Origin of the sequence: Pseudomonas sp. (assembly GCF_030150285.1) — a bacterium.
GTDB lineage: Bacteria > Pseudomonadota > Gammaproteobacteria > Pseudomonadales > Pseudomonadaceae > Aquipseudomonas.
Genome location: NZ_JASLGE010000068.1, coordinates 1 through 18487, shown reverse-complemented (window position 1 = coordinate 18487; position 18487 = coordinate 1). Strand labels below are relative to the sequence as shown.

Sequence of the window (18487 nt, the reverse complement as noted above, 5' to 3'; positions counted from 1 at the left end):
CGCCCGTACAGCTACAGCCAGCCAGAGCGTTTAAAGCTGGCCCATAAGCCGGTCACGCCCACGGCAATAAACCCCAGCACGCCGTAGTAGCCATAATGCCAGCTCAGTTCTGGCATATTCTGAAAGTTCATCCCGTATATGCCCGCCACAGCCGTAGGAAAAGCCAGAATGGCCGCCCAGGCTGCAAATTTGCGTTGCACCGCGCTTTGCCGCGAAGACTCCAACAGCACAACTACTTCGATTGTCTGGCTGGCGATATCGCGCAGGGTAGAAAGGTCTTCCATCTGCCGAGTGACATGAATTTGCACATCGCGAAAATAGGGGCGCATGTTCTTGTCGATAAACGGAAAAGTCAGGCGTTGCAGCTCTTCACTGATCTCCACCATCGGCGCGACATAGCGCCGCAATCGCAACACATCGCGACGCAAGGCATGCAGGTGGATAATGTCGGCTTCTTTTAGCGACTTGCCCATGATGTTTTTTTCAAGGGCATCGATTTCAGCATGAATGGCCTCGTTGACCGGCTGGTAGCTTTCGGTCACGAAGTCGAGCAGGGCATAGAGAACGAAATCCTCGCCGTGATCCAGCAACAGGGGCCGCGCTTCACAGCGCTGACGTACAGACCTGTACGAAGCAGAATGCCCGTTGCGGCTGGTGATGATGTAGCCATTGCCGGCAAATATATGGGTTTCGACAAACTCCAGTTGGCCGTCATGGCGCACGGGTGAGTAGATGACGATAAACAGTGCATCGCCGAATGTTTCGAGCTTGGGGCGACTGTGTTGTTCAAGCGCATCTTCAATGGCCAACTCATGCAGATTGAACTGGCGTTGCAGGTTGCCCAGTTCCTGCGCGTCGGGTTGCTCCAGGCCTATCCACACAAAATGACCGGGCTTTGCGGCCCAGTCACTGCCTTCGTCCAGTGTGATATCGGTGACTTTCTTGCCCGCGCTATAAACCGCGGCAGCAACAACTCTCCCCATAGTTCTAATCGCTTCTTCTTCAAAGGGTTAGGCACGAACATGCAGCTTAGCCTGCAATCCCCCCTTTGAGTCGATCAGGTCATGGATTCGGGTTGGACTCGCGCGTATTACGCTCTGCCAGCGCGTGCACGGGTGTGTTCTACGCGGCTGATAGTTCACGATCCATGGCCTCAATACAGGCGCGCATCTGTTCGCGGCAGTGCTCTACCAAGGCAGGCAGGTCATCCAGCGTCAGGCCAGCGGTTGGGATGGCCGGTAAAGAGCGAATGAGAATTGCAGTGTTGTGCCGGCGGTTGAGTTTCAGGTGCTGGATATAAGTGCTGGCACACACTGGCACAATCGGGACCCCCGCGGTGATTGCCATTTGGAACGCGCCCTTCTTGAACGGCAGCAGCGTGCTGCCAAGGTTGCGCGTGCCTTCCGGGAAAACCCAGATCGACGTGTCTTGTTCTTGCAGAGTACGGGTGGTTGTGAGCATGGATTGGCGGGCCTTTCTGGCATTGCCCCGATCAATCAGCACATTGCCCCCAAGCCAGAACAATTGGCCGAATAACGGCACCCATTTCAAGCTTTTTTTGCCGATGCAGACAGTGCGATGGGGCACCACGTTGCCAAATACAAACAAGTCATAGTTGGACTGATGGTTGGCGATGATCACACAGCTCTGAGGCTTATCGACCAGAGAGTCGACCTCAGCTTTCAACGTGTAGCCCAGGATCCACCGGGAAGGCCAGGCATACAGGCGCGCGCACAGCCGGCTGTTATCCGGGTTGAATGGGCGGCATAGACCGAGCAGCACACCCAGAACACCCGCCACGAGAAAGTGCAGACACAACAAGACCATGCGTAGCGAAAGTAGCATTGACTGGCTCGGGAAAACGAAAGGTCGCGCAGTGTACGGTTGTACACTGTGTTCAGCAATTGGCCCGATAACACCAAGGAATGCTGATGTTTAAGTATTTGTTTCGGTCAGGGCGCTAACCCGCAAGGCAGCGGCAATTGCCGGCGGTGAATCGGGAGGGGGGACGTGGCTGTGTGCATGCAGCCCCGTTGTAGCCACAGCCGGGACTGCTGTCAGCGGGTGATTTTACACAGCGTGGTGCTGGTCCAGCGCTATGGCCTTGTCCAGCGTCTCCAGCAGTGCCTGGCGCACTTTAAGCTTGGTGTTCTTGTGCGCCTTCATATTGATCTTTTTCAGTTGGCGGGCGGCTTCGAGCGCGGTGGCTTGCAGCGCCTCTGCGGGGACCACGACGTCCAGAAAACCGGCATCGACCGCACTGACAGGATTAAACATCTCACCGTTGATCACCGAACGGTGGAACGCCGACTTGCGCAACCGGTCACGGGCCAGCTCAATACCGGCATGGTGCATGGTCATGCCGATTTGCACTTCGTTCAAACCAATGCTGAATGGCCCTTCGGTACCGATACGGTAATCCACTGACAACAGCAGAAACGCCCCTTTGGCCACGGCATGACCGGGGCAAGCAATCACCACCGGGAAGGGGTGCGCCAACAGGCGGCGGGCCAGAGTAGAGCCCTGACGAACCAGTTCAATGGCTTGCTCAGGGCCGGCGGTCATTACTTTCAAGTCATAGCCGCCCGACAGAATGCCGGGTTGGCCGGTAATGATAACGACCGCACGATCCTGTTCGGCCTGATCCAGCGCCGCGTTAAACGCCGAAATCACGTCCGGAGAAATAGCGTTCACCTTGCCATTGCTCAAGGTCAGGGTGGCGATACCGTCTTCCAGGTGATAAGAGATCAAGTCACTCATGGCGCAATTCCTTGTATTGAAGTGGAGCAGACGTTACCCAGCCCTACTGCGCAGGTAAAGCACTGTGGCTGACCGGTAAGTCAGGGCTATTGGCCTGCTCTTATCGAGAGAAGGCCGCCGTATGGGCTGTGGGCCCCACCAGCAGACACCCCGTGGTGACCGGAGAATGGCAGAAATACCCGCCAGGAGCGCGTGCCATCCATAGCGGATCCTGTAAGCGCATGAAAATTCTGAAAAAAACATTTGTCATATCGAAAGCTTTCGACTACATTAGCGCGCCTCGACAGACAGAACATGTTTGAAGAGATACGGTGAAGTGTCCGAGTGGCTTAAGGAGCACGCCTGGAAAGTGTGTATACAAGAAATTGTATCGAGAGTTCGAATCTCTCCTTCACCGCCACATTAAGTAAACACAAACCCCTGATTTTCCTGGAGAAAGTCGGGGGTTTGTGGTTTCTGGCGTCTGAAAAAAGGTGATATGGGAACACCCATGGGAATACGGGCGGGTGATCTCCCGTGTTGTGCTCGCAAATGGGTTTTTTCAGCCTCGGGCGTATCGTGCTGGCGGGCATGTGTACATGGGTGTCCTGGGTGGTTTCAGGCGTGCGAAAGGCAGCGTTGAAGGCGTGTAACGTCAGGCCCCGCATGCGCAATGGCACTGTCGGGTTTTACAGGTGTTCAGTGTTCAGATGTTTAGGGCTACTCCGTAATATGTTGAAACGGGCCTCCGTTGACGTTGCGTATTTCCGGTAAGTTAGAATTTATCTCACTGTCGAAAGTGCCCATTAAGTAGAGGCCCGGTATGAAGGTTTTTGGAGAGCAGGCGAGAAGTGGTAGTTGGGATTTGGTTGCTCAATTTGTGGGTCGAAAAATTTTAGAAAATGAAACGTTGGACTATCAGAGAGTTAAAGATTCGCTGCATATTGATTCGCGCCCTGCTCCTTTGCCAAAGGAACTTAAGATGGGCGAACTTAAAGCTATTGCCGATTTTGTAAATTATACGTATGTGCATTATTCGGGTAATTGTGTGTTGCTGGCGGCAAGCGTTCATTTCAATATAGAAAACAATGCCAATATTCTTCGGGCCGAAAATACGGCTTCCCCTCACATCGGGTTGGAGGCGGAGGTGGTTGATCAGGTGATTTTTGGTAAGGTACTTGGCCCTTCCTATTCATTTGGTACGCTTGGCGAAGTCAGCAAGGAGGTTCTTAGAAGATATGAGGTGAATGGAGACAGGTCGTGCATTGTAAGTTCAGAAGGTTATACAGTGCCTTTGGTGGGTGAGTCTGGGCATGACTTTAATGCTGTTGTATTACTGGATTCGTCGAATAAACCCTTCGTTCAATATCTGGATGCTTGGAAAACTTCCAATACAATCCCGGTAATGGAATCGTTCGAGCGTTATTTTTCGCCATCGGCCTCCTTTACGGTCCGTTCGATTGGAGAGAACAGTGGGGCTGGAAAATATTGAACACGCAACGCACTTTGAACATGCAGTTAATTTCGCAGCGTATTTGAATTATTGGGTGGTTCAATCATTTTTCCTGAATCATCTTCCCGCACCGTTCGGTAACCCCAACGCCTCCCACGGTTCATTGACCTGCGGGGCTCCCGCCCCGGCACGCTCTCTCCACTCGTATTGAAGCACTCGTATCACGAGCAAGCTCGTATCTACAGGCTTTCCCCGCTGTATACCAAGGGCTGAACCGGCGGCCTGGCGTACACCACCAGCCGCAGGTGGCGGTCTTCGTCGATGGTGAGCGAGGTGTGCTCATACGGTTCGGCTTTACCGTCGATGATCAGTGTGCGCACGCCGTTGCAGGGCGCGTGAACGTCATGCCTGCGCCACCAGGTCTTGAACTCCGGCGACACGCGTTCCAGCTCGTCCACCAGTGCGTGAATATCGGCTTGTTGGGTGGCGCGGGCGAAATCGCGGCGAAAGCTCGACAGCATCAGCGGTGCTTGCTCCTCCCAGGCGGCCATGCGCTCGCGCAGGGTGGGGTCGGTGAAGAGCAGCCAGAGCAGGTTGCGCCGCTCGGGTGCGTGTGAGCCAAAGGCAAAAAGCGTATCCGCGAGGGCATTGAAGCCCAGTACATCCCAGCGCAGGTTGAGCACAAAGGCCGGGTGCGGCAGGTCATGCATCAAGCGCCGCACCCGTGGCGGCAGCACGCACCAGGTCTTGCCCGGTTCGGCGGGTGGCCGTTCGTGGGCCAGCAGAAACAGGTGCCGCCGCTCGGCGGCATCGAGTTTCAGCACGCGCGCCAGGTTGTCCAGGAACGCGGCCGAAACCCCGATATCACGGCCCTGTTCCAGCCAGGTGTACCAGGTCAGGCCGACGCCTGCGAGTGCGGCGACCTCCTCACGGCGAAGCCCGGGAGTTCGGCGGCGGTTACCGCTGGGCAGACCTGCGTCGGCAGGCGACAGCCGCTCGCGGTGCGCCCGCAAAAAGGCGGCAAGGTCGGGGCGTGTTCGTTCCAGGGTTCGCATGGTTTATCTCAAGGCATTGAGTAATAGTATAAACGGATAAATTATAACAGCTTAAGCGAAGGGCGAGAATGATCGGGCTTTAAACGCAAGGCTTTGAACATGTGTTTATGCGTACGCAGGTCGACGCAGTGTTTGGAGAGAGCGCTACTCAAATTATTTTAGAAATTTAGGAAGCGTCCTACAGATCTAACTTCTAGTTCCTGATAGCGTTGTCTGTGTCGCCAAAGAATGTATTTAATAAGAACAATAAGGATTTGAAGATGCGAAAGTTCAATAGTCTCTGGGTTGTGAGTGCTGTTATCGTCAAGTTCACGTTCACTTGAAGTGTGGGTGCGGCGCTTCAAGGGTGCCGTTCTTCAAGTAAGGCCGCTTCTCTCGTCAAACATTCAAACCTATGTTCGTAACGCCCCAATTGTGTTGCGTTTCTCTCTTTGGGGTATTGGCAGGTCAGAATTGTTGGAGACAACGCTATGAACCTCTCTTGCGTCCCGCCCGTTGCCACGTCACTGATTGCTACCGCTGACAATATTTTGCATATCGCACCGGTGTCGAAAGGCTGGAAAACCGATGCCCCCCATAACGTCGTGTTTCTTCCTCCGGCCTTGACCAAGCAAACGCTGCTGATTCAGATCGGGCTTGTGCGCCCCTCCACAATCATTGTCGGCGACCAGCCCATTGATGCAGAGGTGATCGCGCAATGGCGTCTCTCCCACCCGTTTGGGGACCTCTTGCTGGTTCGCCGGGGAACGAGCCTGGATAAAGTGCGGTTGGACCTGTGCGAGTCCAACCACATTCGGGTGGTCAATACGCCTGGGGTCAATGCGCCGCATGTGGCGGCGTACATCGCACACTGGCTGACGCAGGCCGATGGCGGGCTGCCAGGTGATATTTCGGTTCTGGGGGACGGCCATGTGGGCAAGGAACTGGTCCGGTTGCTGCTTGATCAGGACCCGCACGTGCGGATCAAGGTGCTGGTTCGGCCAGGTCGAGAGGCGGACTTGGCCGGGGCCTGTCGCGACAGTCGAGTGTCATGGGTCATGGACTGGGCGCAAGCCCTGCAAGGGGCCTGTGCTGTGGCCGTCTGTTTATCTCTGAAGCCTGATTCCGCGTACCGTATTGATCGTCGCCTTATTCAGTGCCTGCACCGGCGGGCGCGTGTGGTTTGCGTGTCAAAACCGGATGTATTCAGTGATGATGCGTTGCAGTTTTTAGCCAGGGCTGACGGTCTTCAGTTGGTGCTGGACTACGGCCCCGCGACCCTGCAGGCGTTTGCGGCGCGTACCCACGCGCTCGGCTGCAGTCCTTCCACGTGGCGCAAGCCCGCGACGCTGACGACCCAAGCCGCCACCACCGACGCCTGCCATGGCGACCTGGACTACGCCGTCTCGGTTCAACTGAGCATGGCGGCCTTGCAGGGGCTGGTCAGGCGCACACTGGGGCGCTCTCTGGTGATCCCCTCTGAGCCCGTCAGCGCCGGTGCGCCCCGGGTGTCGATCATCGGCAGAGGTATCAATGGCCTGCTCCAGGCCGTGATGTGCCGGCTGGCGAATTACCAGGTCACGGTGTACGGAGGCGACCAGGAAAGCGATGGAGCCAGTCACAAGCCTGTCAATATGCGCCACCTGTCAGCCACGGAGACGACGGCAAAGCGGCTGCATAACGAATACCTGCTGCCCGCCAATCAGTCGTTGGCCGTTGAGTGCAATCGCGCCGGTATCGAGCTGTTTGAAAAGCTCTTGGCCGATAATCCCTCGTTGGCCCCCTTCGCCCGTGGGCCGATTGTTCGCGCTTACCGGGCCGGCGACCCGGGTGTAGAGGCCGCGATCCGCGAGCAACGCGCCATCGAAAACAGGCCTTGGCCCAGCGGCAAGCCGGGCAGGGCGCTTGTGCACCTCAGCCAGCAGGCACTTCAGGCGCGGTATGGCGTGCCCGGGCTGTGTCAGGCGATCGAGGTGTCGGGTTACGATCTGGAGTTTCTAAAGGTCATGGAGGGGCTAAAGGTGCTCTTGCAGCGCGCCGGTGTTCAGTTCGTGCCCCAGCTTCTGAGCCGGGCTCACATTGGCGAACTGAGCAGAGAGCACTTCGTGATTACGGCCATGGGGGTCGATGAGCCGCAGGCGATAGCGATCATCGGCTGGTTCTTCACGCTGCCCGCTGTGGAGGACGAGGGCACCGGGGTGCGCGGGCTCAAGCTGCATTACGACCTGCCCGTCGGTGTCATGAATTGCCGCCTGGACGGCGACTGCATTCTTGTTTCGGGCGGGCAGGTTCCACCCGATTCGACACCCGCGTTCAAGGAACAGACGCTGGCGGCCTGCCTGGGGGCTATTTCCCTGCACTTCCCGAAGTCTTATTGCAGGGCGATTGAGTGTGGCAACTTGCAAGTGATCGAGTGCGCCCGGCCGGGTACGGCGGATGGGCTGTCGATTGTTCATTGTTCGGCCTACAACCAGATTGTGGCCGGAGGTACTTATGCCGGGGGCACTACCCAAGGATTAGTGTGGGCTTCTTTAGTTCAGGAAATAATTAAAGCCCGAGGGCCGGCGGTCTCGGGCCACTACTTAAAGTTAAATAGCGCCTGAGTTCAGGTATTCACCGATTCATTTTGCAATGAAGGTATGAGGCCGATGGCTGCATAAAACTGGCAGGTGTTCGGGTGCCCGCCGAAACATTAAGGCATTCGATATTCCAATAAAAACAACAACGATAAACAAACAACTTGAGGTGAAACAATGAATCTCTCTAAACGTGTTTGGGGTGCACTTTCTCTCACGTGCGCATTGAGTGTGAGTACCGGTGCTTTGGCAGGTGCCACACTGGATACCATTCAGAAAAAAGGGTTTATTCAATGTGGTGTCTCCGATGGGTTGCCGGGGTTCTCCGTTCCGGATGCCAAAGGCAAAATCATCGGGATTGACGCAGACGTGTGCCGCGCTGTGGCAGCAGCGGTTTTCGGTGATGCGACCCAGGTCAAGTTCAGCCAGTTGAATGCCAAAGAGCGTTTCACGGCGCTTCAGTCGGGCGAAATCGACATCCTGTCGCGCAACACCACCATGACCAGTTCCCGCGATGCGGGCATGGGCCTTAAGTTTCCGGGCTTCATCACGTACTACGATGGTGTCGGCTTTCTGGTGAACACTGGGCTGGGGGTTAAAAGTGCCAAGGGACTGAACGGTGCCACCCTCTGCATTCAGGCGGGCACGACGACTGAGCTGAACGTTTCCGACTATTTTCGCGCCAACGGCTTGAAGTACACCCCGATAACGTTCGATACGTCCGATGAAAGCGCCAAGGCGCTGGAGTCCGGTCGTTGTGACGTGTTGACCTCTGACAAATCCCAACTCTACGCACAGCGCAGCAAACTGGCTTCGCCGAACGACTTCGTCGTGTTGCCAGAAACCATTTCGAAGGAGCCGCTGGGCCCGGTGGTGCGAAACGGCGACGACGAATGGCTGGCCATCGTGCGTTGGGTGGGCTACGCGCTGCTCAGTGCTGAAGAGGCGGGCATCACCTCCGCGAACGTTGAAGCGCAAGCCAAGACCACCAAAAACCCTGACGTTGCCCGCTTGCTGGGGACTGACGGCGAATACGGAAAAGACCTCAAACTGCGCAAGGACTGGGTCGTACAGATCGTCAAGCAAGTGGGCAACTACGGCGAAATCTTCGAGAAAAACCTGGGCAAGAGTACCCCGCTGGAAATCGACCGCGGCCTGAACGCGTTGTGGAATAACGGCGGCATTCAATACGCACCGCCCGTGCGCTGATCGCGGGTTGTTCGGTCACCCGGTGGGCCATCTGCCGGGTGACGTCCTGTTTCATTTTTTCGGGGCATTTCATGCACATTCAAACAGGCGCACCCAAGCGGGCGCTCAGCTTCAACGACCCTAAAGTGCGTGCGTGGTTATTTCAGATCATCACGATTGTGGCGGTAGTCGCGTTGGGTGGGTATCTGTTCAGCAACACCCAGGCCAACCTTGCACACCGAGGCATTACCTCGGGTTTTGACTTTCTTGAGCAAAGTGCCGGTTTTGGTATTGCTCAGCACCTGATCCCCTATGTCGAGTCGGACAGCTATTACCGGGTGTTCGTGATCGGTTTGCTCAATACCCTGCTGGTGACGGTGATCGGGGTCGTGCTGGCGACGATTCTGGGTTTTATCATCGGCGTGGCGCGGCTGTCGCCGAACTGGATCATCAATAAGCTGGCCACCGTGTACGTGGAGGTGTTCCGCAATATTGCGCCGTTGCTGCAAATCCTGTTCTGGTACTTCGCGGTGTTCCTGACCCTGCCGGGGCCGCGTAACAGCCATAACCTGTGGGACACTTTTTTTATCAGCAGCCGTGGCCTGAACCTGCCGGCCGCAGCGGCCGCTGACGGGTTACAGGCGTTCGCTATCAGCCTGGTGATGGCAATCATGGCCATCGTGTTGATGAAGCACTGGGCGACTCAGCGCTTTGAAGCCACCGGTGTGATGTTTCACACCTTCTGGGCGGGGCTTGCGCTGTTGCTCGTGATTCCGGCACTGAGCTTTCTGTTGTTTGGCGCGCCAGTGCATTGGGAGAAGCCGACACTGGCCGGCTTCAACTTTGTCGGTGGCTGGGTGCTGATCCCCGAACTGCTGGCGCTGACCTTGGCGCTTAGCGTTTACACGGCGGCGTTTATTGCCGAAATCGTGCGTTCGGGCATTCAGTCTGTCAGCCATGGCCAGACCGAAGCGGCGCGTTCGTTGGGCCTGCGCCCGGGGCCGGTGCTGCGCAAGGTGATCATCCCGCAAGCCCTGCGCGTGATCATTCCGCCACTGACCAGCCAATACCTGAACCTGGCGAAAAACTCCTCGCTGGCTGCCGGTATCGGTTACCCGGAAATGGTGTCGTTGTTTGCCGGCACGGTGCTCAACCAGACCGGCCAGGCGATCGAAGTCATTGCGATCACCATGAGCGTGTACCTGACGATCAGCATCAGCATTTCCTTGCTGATGAACCTGTACAACAAGCGCCTTGCGCTGATCGAACGATGAGCCAATGCCCATGACTACGCATACGTTCAAACCGGACATGCCGCCGCCGGGGACCGTGTTCGGGCCGATGGCCTGGATGCGCGCCAATCTGTTCTCCAATTGGCTGAATACCCTGCTGACATTGTTTGCGTTCTACCTGATCTACCTTGTGGTGCCGCCCCTCTTGCAGTGGGCACTTCTGGACGCCAACTGGGTGGGCACCACCCGGGCTGACTGCACCCGAGAGGGTGCCTGTTGGGTGTTTGTCCAGCAGCGCTGGGGCCAGTTCATGTATGGCTATTACCCGCAGGAACTGCGCTGGCGCGTAGACCTCACGGTGTGGCTGGCGGTGATAGGTGCGGCACCTTTGTTTCTCTCGCGCTTCAAGCACAAGGCACTCCATGGGGCGGCCTTTGTGCTGGTGTACCCAGTGCTGGCGTTCAGCTTGTTGCACGGCGGCTACTGGGGCCTGGCCACCGTGGCGACCAGCCAGTGGGGCGGCCTGATGCTGACCTTGGTGATTGCCACGGTGGGCATCGCGGGGGCCTTGCCACTGGGCATCCTGCTGGCGCTGGGCAGGCGCTCGGACATGCCGGCCATTCGTGTGGTGTGCGTCACGTTTATCGAGTTCTGGCGCGGCGTGCCGCTGATCACCGTGCTGTTTATGTCCTCGGTCATGCTGCCGCTGTTCCTGCCCGAGGGCATGAACTTCGACAAGCTGCTGCGGGCCTTGATCGGGGTGATTCTGTTCCAGTCCGCGTACGTGGCTGAAGTGGTACGCGGTGGTTTGCAGGCCATTCCCAAGGGCCAGTACGAAGCTGCCGCCGCAATGGGGCTGGGGTATTGGCGCAGCATGGGCCTGGTGATTTTGCCGCAAGCCTTGAAGCTGGTGATTCCCGGCATCGTCAACACGTTTATTGCGCTGTTCAAGGACACCAGCCTGGTGATCATCATCGGCCTGTTTGACCTGCTCAACAGCGTTAAACAAGCCGCCGCCGACCCCAAATGGCTGGGCATGGCCACCGAAGGCTATGTGTTCGCCGCCCTGGTGTTCTGGATGTTCTGTTTTGGTATGTCGCGCTATTCCATGCACTTGGAACGCAAGCTCGACACTGGCCACAAGCGTTAACAGGAGTGTGAAATGAGTGAAGCTATCCAACACACAGCGACTCCCGACGGCATCATTCAGATGCAGGGCGTCAACAAGTGGTACAGCCAGTTCCATGTACTCAAGGACATCAACCTGAATGTACAGGCGGGCGAGCGCATCGTATTGTGCGGCCCATCGGGCTCGGGCAAATCGACCACCATTCGCTGCCTCAACCGCTTGGAAGAACACCAACAAGGGCGCATTGTGGTTGACGGGGTTGAGCTGACCCACGACCTCAAGCAGATCGAAACCGTGCGCCGTGAAGTCGGCATGGTGTTTCAGCACTTCAACCTGTTCCCACACCTGACCATCCTGCAAAACTGCACGCTGGCACCCATGTGGGTGCGCAACCTGCCCAAGCGTCAGGCCGAAGAAATCGCCATGCATTACCTGGAGCGGGTGCGTATTCCGGAACAGGCTTACAAGTACCCGGGGCAACTGTCCGGCGGTCAGCAGCAGCGGGTGGCGATTGCCCGTGCTCTGTGCATGAAACCCAAAATCATGCTGTTCGACGAGCCCACCTCGGCGCTTGACCCGGAAATGGTCAAAGAGGTGCTGGATACCATGATCGGCCTGGCCGAAGACGGCATGACCATGCTCTGCGTGACCCATGAAATGGGCTTTGCGCGAACCGTGGCCGACCGGGTGATCTTTATGGACAAGGGCGAAATCGTTGAACAGGCAGCCCCGAATGACTTCTTCGACAACCCGCAGAACGACCGTACTCAACTGTTTCTGAGCCAAATCTTGCATTAACCCCTGCACGCAGCACGCGCAGGCGTGTGCTGCTTTCTTGCCGAATACCCTATCAGTACCGCGTCATGCGGCGCTGATGGGCGCGGCCGTGATAGCGGACGGGATCTCGTTACTTTTAGTAATAGCATAAATGGTTAAATTGTAATTGTTTAAGAGGGAGCTGAGACTGCATCGAACTCAACCTTGGATACACACGATGAACGCCTCTTGCGCCTCTTCCACAACCCCTCCGGAGCAAGCGGCCCATAGCCCGCCCTGGCTCGGTTTGGGCGTGCTGCTTGTGGCGGGTTTCGTCACGATCTTCGACCTGTTCGTGGTCAATGTCGCCATTCCCGCTATGCAGGCGGGCTTGGCAGCCAGCTTCGCGCAGATTGGCTTTATTGTGGCGGGCTATGAGCTGGCGTTTGGCGTGCTGTTGATCACCGGGGGCCGGCTGGGGGATCTGTTCGGGCGGCGCCGTCTGTTCGTGGTGGGCATGGCGGCCTTCACCCTGGCTTCGGCGCTGTGCGGGCTGGCACCCAGTGCCGGTTTTCTGGTCGCTGCACGGGTACTGCAGGGGTTGGCGGCTGCGTTGCTGTTCCCCCAGGTTTACGCTTCGATTCGCGTCAATTTCGCCGGGGCTGACAGCCGCCGTGCCTTTGGCTTGCTGGGCATGACGCTGGGCCTGGCGGCCATTGCGGGCCAAGTGCTGGGCGGCTGGCTGGTGCAGGCGGACCTGTTCGGCCTGGGCTGGCGCACGATCTTTCTGATCAACCTCCCGGTGGGCGTGTTCGCCATCGCCGCTGCTGGCTGTATTCCTGAATCCCGTGCGCCGCAGCGCCCGGCTCTGGACTGGCCGGGTGTGGCGCTGGTCAGCGTCGGGTTGGCACTGCTGCTGGTGCCGCTGATCGAGGGCCCGGGACGAGGTTGGCCGCTCTGGAGTTTTGCTTCGCTTGCGCTCGCGCTGGTGCTGCTGGCGCTGTTCTATCGCCAGCAGGAGCAGCGGCGGGTGGCCGGTGAGCTGCCGTTGGTGGACATGCGTTTATTGGCACAACGGCGCTTTGCCCTGGGTGCCGTGCTGGTCTTGCTGATTTACTCCACCTCCAGCTCGTTCTTTCTGTGTTTTGCATTGCTCGTACAGACCGGGCTGGGGCTCGACCCCTTTGTGGCGGGCAGCATTTTCGCGCCTTGCAGCGTCGGCTTTATCCTTGCGTCACTGGCTGCTCCCCGGCTGGTGGCGCGATGGGGAACGCGGGCCATTGGCGCGGGCGCGCTGGTGTATGCCATTTCGCTCGGCGGGCTGATTGCACAGGTTCAACAGGCGGGTGCGCATTTGCTGCCTGCGCAGTTGATCCCTGTGCTGATCGTGGTCGGTGCCGGTCAAGGCTTGATCATGACCCCGTTGCTGAACCTGGTACTGGGGTTTGTCGATGAAAGCCGGGCGGGCATGGCCGCCGGGGTGATCTCGACCGTGCAGCAGGTGGGGGCGGCGCTGGGTGTGGCGGTGGTGGGCATCCTGTTCAGTGCGGCGCTCGCCGCCGCCGATGGCACCGTTGCGCAAGCGGAGCACTATGCCTCGGCCTTTGTGGCGGGCATGCGCTACAACCTGATCGCGGCCTTGCTGGTGTGCCTGTTGTTGCTGATGCTGGCAAGAACGCAAGTCAGGCCGACGCCTGCGCCTCTTGCTTGATCCATTCTGCAAAGGCTTGCACTTGCGGGCGTTGTCGGGCGTCTGGCAGGGTCACCAGGTAATAGGCAAAACGCGCTGGCCAGGGCAGGTCGAGCACCTGCACCAAGCGCCCTGCGGCCATTTCCTCGCGTGCGTATTGCTGCGGCACCAGGGCCAGCCCTTGGCCGGCAACGGCGGCCCGGATCAACAGGTAATCATCTTCGAAGGCGGTGCCGCGCTCGGCCCGCGGGTCTTCGGCCGCGCCTTGTGCCGTGAACCACAGCGGCCAGTCGGCGCGATCGCTATCGTGCAAAAGCGGGTAGGCCAGGCAGTCTTGCGGCTGCTTGAGCGGGCCACCGCCTGCAACCAGGCCCGGGCTGGCTACCGGCACCAGCACCGGGGCCATCAGGGGGGTGACGTCCAGGCCGGGGTAATTGCCCAGCCCGTGCCGCAGCGCCACATCGACGCGGTCGTGGCGTAAGTCCACCAGATTAGACGTGGCCTCAACGCGCACCTCAATGTGCGGGTGCAACTGGTTGAAACGCCCCAGGCGCGGTACCAGCCAAGAGGCGGCAAACGTGGCGACGGTACTGACCGTGAGGGTTTGGCGGTCTTTGAGGGTGTGCAGCGTGCTCACGGCCGTGTCGATTTGCGCAAAGGCTTCGAGCAACAGGGGGTGAACGCGAGCCCCCGCTTCGGTGAGGCGCACACCTTGCCTGTGCCGCGTGAAGAGCGCCATCCCGAGCCGGTCTTCGAGCAAGCGAATCTGCTGGCTGACGGCCCCGGAGGTGACATGCAAGGCTTGCGCGGCGGCCTTGATGCTGCCGCGCTGACCGACTTCGACGAAAGTGCGCAAGGCTTGCAGAGGGAGAGACAGGGTCATGGGTTTAGTTTTTCTAAAGGTGGGTAGCAAAAAGGATCGTTTCTGATTTCCAGCTGCGATGGCCATCATGGCACAGGTTTAGGAACACTGAGTCAGTGCAGTCAACCTAAAGTAACTGCGTGTCGCCATGCCCTGGCGGGCGGCACCGGCAAATCGCATGTTTGGGAGTCGCACCATGATTGACCTCTACACCGACAGTTCGCCCAATGGCTTCAAGGCAACCATTGCCCTGGAAGAACTGGCGCTGCCTTACCGCCTGCATCATGTGCGCATCGACGAGGGGGAACACCGCCACCCGGACTTTCTGGCCTTGAACCCCCATGGCCGCATCCCGGTCATTTGCGACACTGAAACCGGCATTACGCTGTTTGAATCTGCTGCCATCCTGCTCTACCTGGCTGAAAAAACCGGCCGGTTACTGCCTCAGGAGCCCGTAGCGCGCTGGGAGGCGATCAAGTGGCTGCAGTTCCATGCCTCCAGCGTTGGCCCCATCATCGGGCAGCGGGTGTATTTCGAGTTATTCGCTCAGGCACACCTCCCGGCGGCCATCGAACGTTACCGTGGCCTGACGCAGGACGTGTTCGCGGTGCTGGATGCTCACCTTGCCCGGCAAACCTACCTGGCCGGGGATGAGTACTCCATTGCCGACATTGCGCACTTTGGCTGGACGCATATCGCCCGCATCATCGGCTTTGATTTCAGCAGCCACCCCCACCTGAGCGCCTGGCATGAGCGTGTAGCGCAGCGGCCCGCCGTGCGCAAAGGCATCACACTGCCAGCCCCGGCGACCGGCGCATAAGGAGGTTGACCCGATGAACACGTCATTTACCGCCCCGCTCACCAACGGGGCATCGTTTTCCGCATTCCAGGCTCATCCGGGTTATCGGCGCATGTTCGCGCCCGACCGCCTGACCCTGGGTCTTTTCCTGCCGTTGCGCTTTTACGAAGGCGACATGGGCGTGCTGGCCGGGCAAACGGAGCGGGTGGCGACGATTGACCGCCACGACTTTGCGGCGGTGTGGGTGCGCGATGTGCCGTTGTTCGACCCCGCGTTTGGCGATGCCGGGCAGGTGTTCGACCCCTTCACTTACCTGGCCTTTCTTGCGGCCCGCACGCAGAAGGTGGCGCTGGTGACGGGGAGCGCCATTGCATCGCTGCGCCACCCGATCGACCTGGCCAAAGCGGCCACCACCCTTGACCAACTGTCGGGCGGTCGCTTGGTACTGGGCATGGCTTCGGGTGACCGGCCCATCGAATTCCCGGCGTATGGGCTTGATCATGGGGCGCGCGGCGAGCGGTTTGCGCAGTCGGTGGCGTACCTTCGCCAGCTTATGCAGCCCGGCACGCTGGCGATTGACTCGCCGCTGGGGCACGTGAGCGGGGCGCAGTTGCTGCCCAAACCGGTCACGGGCTCGATTCCGCTGATCGTCACTGGTTCGTCGGGGCAGTCACTCGACTGGATCGCGGAGCAGGCGGATGGTTGGCTGACTTACCCGGATGCCACGCATACACCCTTGGGGCCGCAGCGCCTGGCTGAAAAAATCCGCGCCTGGCGCGCGCGGATTCCCGGAGGTGGCTTCCGGCCACATATGACCAACGAATGGCTGGACCTGGTGGACGACCCCGACCACCCGCGCACGCCATTGCGTGGCGGCTACGTACTGCGAACCGGGCGCAAAGGCCTGATTGCCCTTTTGCAAGAGTGGCAGGCGGCCGGCGTCAACCATGCCGCGCTGGGCATCCAGTTCTCGGAACGGCCCGTTGACGACGTGATTGAAGAACTGGCCCGTGAGGTGTTGCCGCACTTCCCCACGCACCCGCAAGTGCCCGCCGTGGCCGCGCGCTGGTGAGCGAGATAACCTTCAGCGCCTGGCCAATGCGCGGCCGACTGATGTGTGCAGCACTCTTGTGAACTCAACGGCGCTTGATGGATGCAGCGATGGTATCGGCCATCTTGCGAAGCTCGTCCTTGCCAATAGTTGGCTTGCCGTCAGGCGCGTCTTCCGAGTCTTGCATCACGTAGAGCAGTAGGTTGGGCGTGTCTTCCTTGGCATCAGGGTCGCCTTTGACATAGGCGATATAGCCGTAGTCCTTCGTTTGCGGCAAACAGCCCGCTTCTTTTTTCTCGGCTTTGGAGAAGTATTGGTCGTCCCAAGTGCATTGGCCTTTGGAGCGTGTGGATCGGGTTATTTCGACAAAAGTCGATTGGCCTTTGTAGCCGCCCATTTGGACTGAGGGGAACTTACGAAAGCCGAGGGCTTGGTAGTTCACGCCATCCCAATCGGGACGCTCCCAAAACGCACGAAGTTCCTTTTCAACGGTTGGATTTTCTTCTCCTGAGTAACTTTTCATAAAGGATGCACTTTGATCCCGGAAAAGGATTCTGACGTCAGGGTGATCTTTCAGTCGCATGATGGTGCCCATGCTTCGTTTTTGGGGGCTGTCGTCCTTAACAAAGCCGTAGGGCATGCAAAACCCTTTTTCCTGCGGAACTTCGTAGAGGGCGCGGGGGCGAAAATTTTGCAGGAAGTTAGCTTGTCTGGATTTAACCTTGGCTGCGGCACCGGCAACTGGTAGCTCATCTTCTGACGTACGAAAAAAATAGATTCTCCCCGCCTGATAGATAAATGTTGAAGCTGTAGCTCCGGACTTATCTTGTAGGGTGTAAATTAGTGTATTGTCATCAGTTTTATATTCCGGGGTATCTATAGGGGCGTCCTCGGCTACCATTCCCTTGAGTTCTTCTATTTCTTTAGGTTTCACATTATTTATTCTTGAAAAGCTCCTTTCAGGAAGCTCTGAGGACGTGCGGATTCCGCCGGTATAAAATGAATCTGCAAAGAAGTGATTGACCTGATTTTGAAGGTTGTGGGTGCCTTTGCTCGGATCTGGATCACTTTGCACAACGCCTACTTCGATCTCCCCAGGGAGACTAATCTGAAAATACCCCACGCACTCGGTCTTCCAGTCATCAGGAATTGCAGGTGTCTTTGCTTGAAGCGCAAAAGAAAAGCCCCCTATAAAGCAGGCCAGAATGGTTTTTTTTAAAAGTTTCATACAGGGAGATCCGGGTTGTTTTTTGTCAGAGCTGCGATTTGCTTTTCCGTTTGCGGGGCACTTAGCGACTCGCTGATTGCAGGCTCCGCAGGAGTAGCCTGCGTCATTAACGCATGGTGAAACTTCATATTGTTATCCTCAACTTCTGTCCACCTGATCGGATAGGCAGTGATGAAACCGGATATTTGGTTCAAACGTTGGAGGGCGATAGCCTCATACTGCGGTGTCCTCCAGAACTCCGCCTCAAAGGGCATGAGGTCTTTTTTTACTCTTTTTGTATCGATGTTTCGTTGCTCACCTTCTTTGATGGTGGTATTTATTGTTGGCCAAATTGATGCAGGGTAAATGCCATGTCTATCACTGGAATAAATACTTCTCGGAATAAACTTAAACACCGCCTCATAGTGTTCACTGTTACGTTTAGCCACCGCCTGTATGGCTCTCCAACTATCCGGATGCCCAGGTTTATCAATAGCCTCCTTCAATTCGTCAGCCGGACGTACACCACTACTGATGCCAAATAACTTGTTCCAAATCCCTTTACGTAATTCATGAGCAAAGGCTCGCGTTGGCTGAGGGTGGCCATTGCCCAGAAAGTCTTTGCGTGTCGACTCCAAATCCATCACCAACACTGCCAGTTCAGAATCGCGGTCACCGAGCAAACTACGGTCATTGATATTGGCGCTGCCAATCAGTGCAAAGCGGTCATCGATAATCATCAGTTTACTGTGCACGTAGATTTGTTCAGTC

General features: G+C 57.7%; 16 protein-coding genes and 1 tRNA gene. 10 read left to right on the top strand and 7 right to left on the bottom strand.

The genetic code is table 11. The features are described from left to right. Positions 1-11 precede the first annotated feature (11 nt). The 3 genes from Q1W15_RS15250 to Q1W15_RS15240 form a co-directional block, all read right to left on the bottom strand. A complete protein-coding gene (locus tag Q1W15_RS15250; RefSeq protein ID WP_300729974.1) occupies positions 12-983 on the bottom strand; it encodes a magnesium and cobalt transport protein CorA in 972 nt (323 codons plus the stop codon). 139 nt (positions 984-1122) lie between these two features. Next, positions 1123-1845 carry a 1-acyl-sn-glycerol-3-phosphate acyltransferase gene (locus tag Q1W15_RS15245; RefSeq protein ID WP_300729970.1) on the bottom strand — a complete coding sequence of 241 codons (723 nt, stop codon included), beginning with the start codon at positions 1843-1845 and terminating at the stop codon, positions 1123-1125. A 225-nt stretch (positions 1846-2070) separates the two neighbouring features. Next, positions 2071-2760 (bottom strand): crotonase/enoyl-CoA hydratase family protein, encoded by a 690-nt coding sequence (locus Q1W15_RS15240; RefSeq protein ID WP_300729968.1) that lies wholly within the window; start codon positions 2758-2760, stop codon positions 2071-2073. Between the two features lie 310 nt (positions 2761-3070). Here Q1W15_RS15240 and Q1W15_RS15235 point away from each other — a divergent pair. Together Q1W15_RS15235 and Q1W15_RS15230 are read left to right on the top strand one after the other, a co-directional pair. Then, a tRNA-Ser gene (locus Q1W15_RS15235) sits at positions 3071-3160 on the top strand. 402 nt (positions 3161-3562) lie between these two features. Next, positions 3563-4231, top strand: coding sequence for a T3SS effector cysteine hydrolase SpvD family protein (locus tag Q1W15_RS15230; RefSeq protein WP_300729966.1), 669 nt, complete (start codon positions 3563-3565; stop codon positions 4229-4231). Positions 4232-4431: 200 nt separating this feature from the next. On the opposite strand, the gene Q1W15_RS15225 is transcribed toward Q1W15_RS15230, so the two are convergent. Next, entirely contained in the window at positions 4432-5247 is an 816-nt protein-coding gene (locus Q1W15_RS15225; protein ID WP_300729964.1) for a helix-turn-helix transcriptional regulator, read from the bottom strand. Between the two features lie 470 nt (positions 5248-5717). Between Q1W15_RS15225 and Q1W15_RS15220 the strand changes: the two genes are divergently transcribed. The 6 genes from Q1W15_RS15220 to Q1W15_RS15195 all read left to right on the top strand — a co-directional run bounded on the left by Q1W15_RS15220 (position 5718) and on the right by Q1W15_RS15195 (position 13818). After that, positions 5718-7829, top strand: a complete 2112-nt coding sequence (locus Q1W15_RS15220; protein ID WP_300729962.1) for an FAD-dependent oxidoreductase — start codon at positions 5718-5720, stop codon at positions 7827-7829. A 150-nt stretch (positions 7830-7979) separates the two neighbouring features. Then, positions 7980-9011, top strand: coding sequence for an amino acid ABC transporter substrate-binding protein (locus Q1W15_RS15215; RefSeq protein ID WP_300729960.1), 1032 nt, complete (start codon positions 7980-7982; stop codon positions 9009-9011). Between the two features lie 71 nt (positions 9012-9082). Beyond that, positions 9083-10264: an amino acid ABC transporter permease gene (locus Q1W15_RS15210; RefSeq protein WP_300729958.1), complete on the top strand. Its 1182-nt coding sequence runs from the start codon at positions 9083-9085 to the stop codon at positions 10262-10264. 10 nt (positions 10265-10274) lie between these two features. Then, complete coding sequence (locus Q1W15_RS15205; protein ID WP_300729956.1) at positions 10275-11372, top strand: amino acid ABC transporter permease; 1098 nt, start codon at positions 10275-10277, stop codon at positions 11370-11372. Between the two features lie 12 nt (positions 11373-11384). Next, positions 11385-12149 carry an amino acid ABC transporter ATP-binding protein gene (locus tag Q1W15_RS15200; RefSeq protein ID WP_300729953.1) on the top strand — a complete coding sequence of 255 codons (765 nt, stop codon included), beginning with the start codon at positions 11385-11387 and terminating at the stop codon, positions 12147-12149. Positions 12150-12345: 196 nt separating this feature from the next. Further along, a complete protein-coding gene (locus tag Q1W15_RS15195) occupies positions 12346-13818 on the top strand; it encodes an MFS transporter (protein ID WP_300729950.1) in 1473 nt (490 codons plus the stop codon). Here the strand turns inward: Q1W15_RS15195 and gcvA are convergent. Then, on the bottom strand, positions 13790-14680 hold the full coding sequence (gene gcvA, locus Q1W15_RS15190) for a transcriptional regulator GcvA (RefSeq protein ID WP_300729948.1): 891 nt from the start codon (positions 14678-14680) through the stop codon (positions 13790-13792). The two genes, Q1W15_RS15195 and gcvA, sit on opposite strands and share 29 nt — an antisense overlap. A 175-nt stretch (positions 14681-14855) precedes the next feature. Here gcvA and Q1W15_RS15185 point away from each other — a divergent pair, with 175 nt between their 5' ends. Together Q1W15_RS15185 and Q1W15_RS15180 are read left to right on the top strand one after the other, a co-directional pair. Beyond that, positions 14856-15479, top strand: a complete 624-nt coding sequence (locus Q1W15_RS15185; protein WP_300729946.1) for a glutathione S-transferase family protein — start codon at positions 14856-14858, stop codon at positions 15477-15479. A 13-nt stretch (positions 15480-15492) separates the two neighbouring features. Then, on the top strand, positions 15493-16530 hold the full coding sequence (locus tag Q1W15_RS15180) for an LLM class oxidoreductase (protein ID WP_300729944.1): 1038 nt from the start codon (positions 15493-15495) through the stop codon (positions 16528-16530). A gap of 64 nt (positions 16531-16594) precedes the next feature. Here the strand turns inward: Q1W15_RS15180 and Q1W15_RS15175 are convergent, their stop codons facing one another. Both Q1W15_RS15175 and Q1W15_RS15170 read right to left on the bottom strand, forming a co-directional pair. After that, positions 16595-17737 carry a T6SS immunity protein Tli4 family protein gene (locus Q1W15_RS15175; protein WP_300729942.1) on the bottom strand — a complete coding sequence of 381 codons (1143 nt, stop codon included), beginning with the start codon at positions 17735-17737 and terminating at the stop codon, positions 16595-16597. Next, positions 17734-18487, bottom strand: a 754-nt coding sequence (locus tag Q1W15_RS15170; protein WP_300729940.1) for a phospholipase D-like domain-containing protein, incomplete at its 5' end; no start/stop codon positions are given. The genes Q1W15_RS15170 and Q1W15_RS15175, both read right to left, overlap by 4 nt.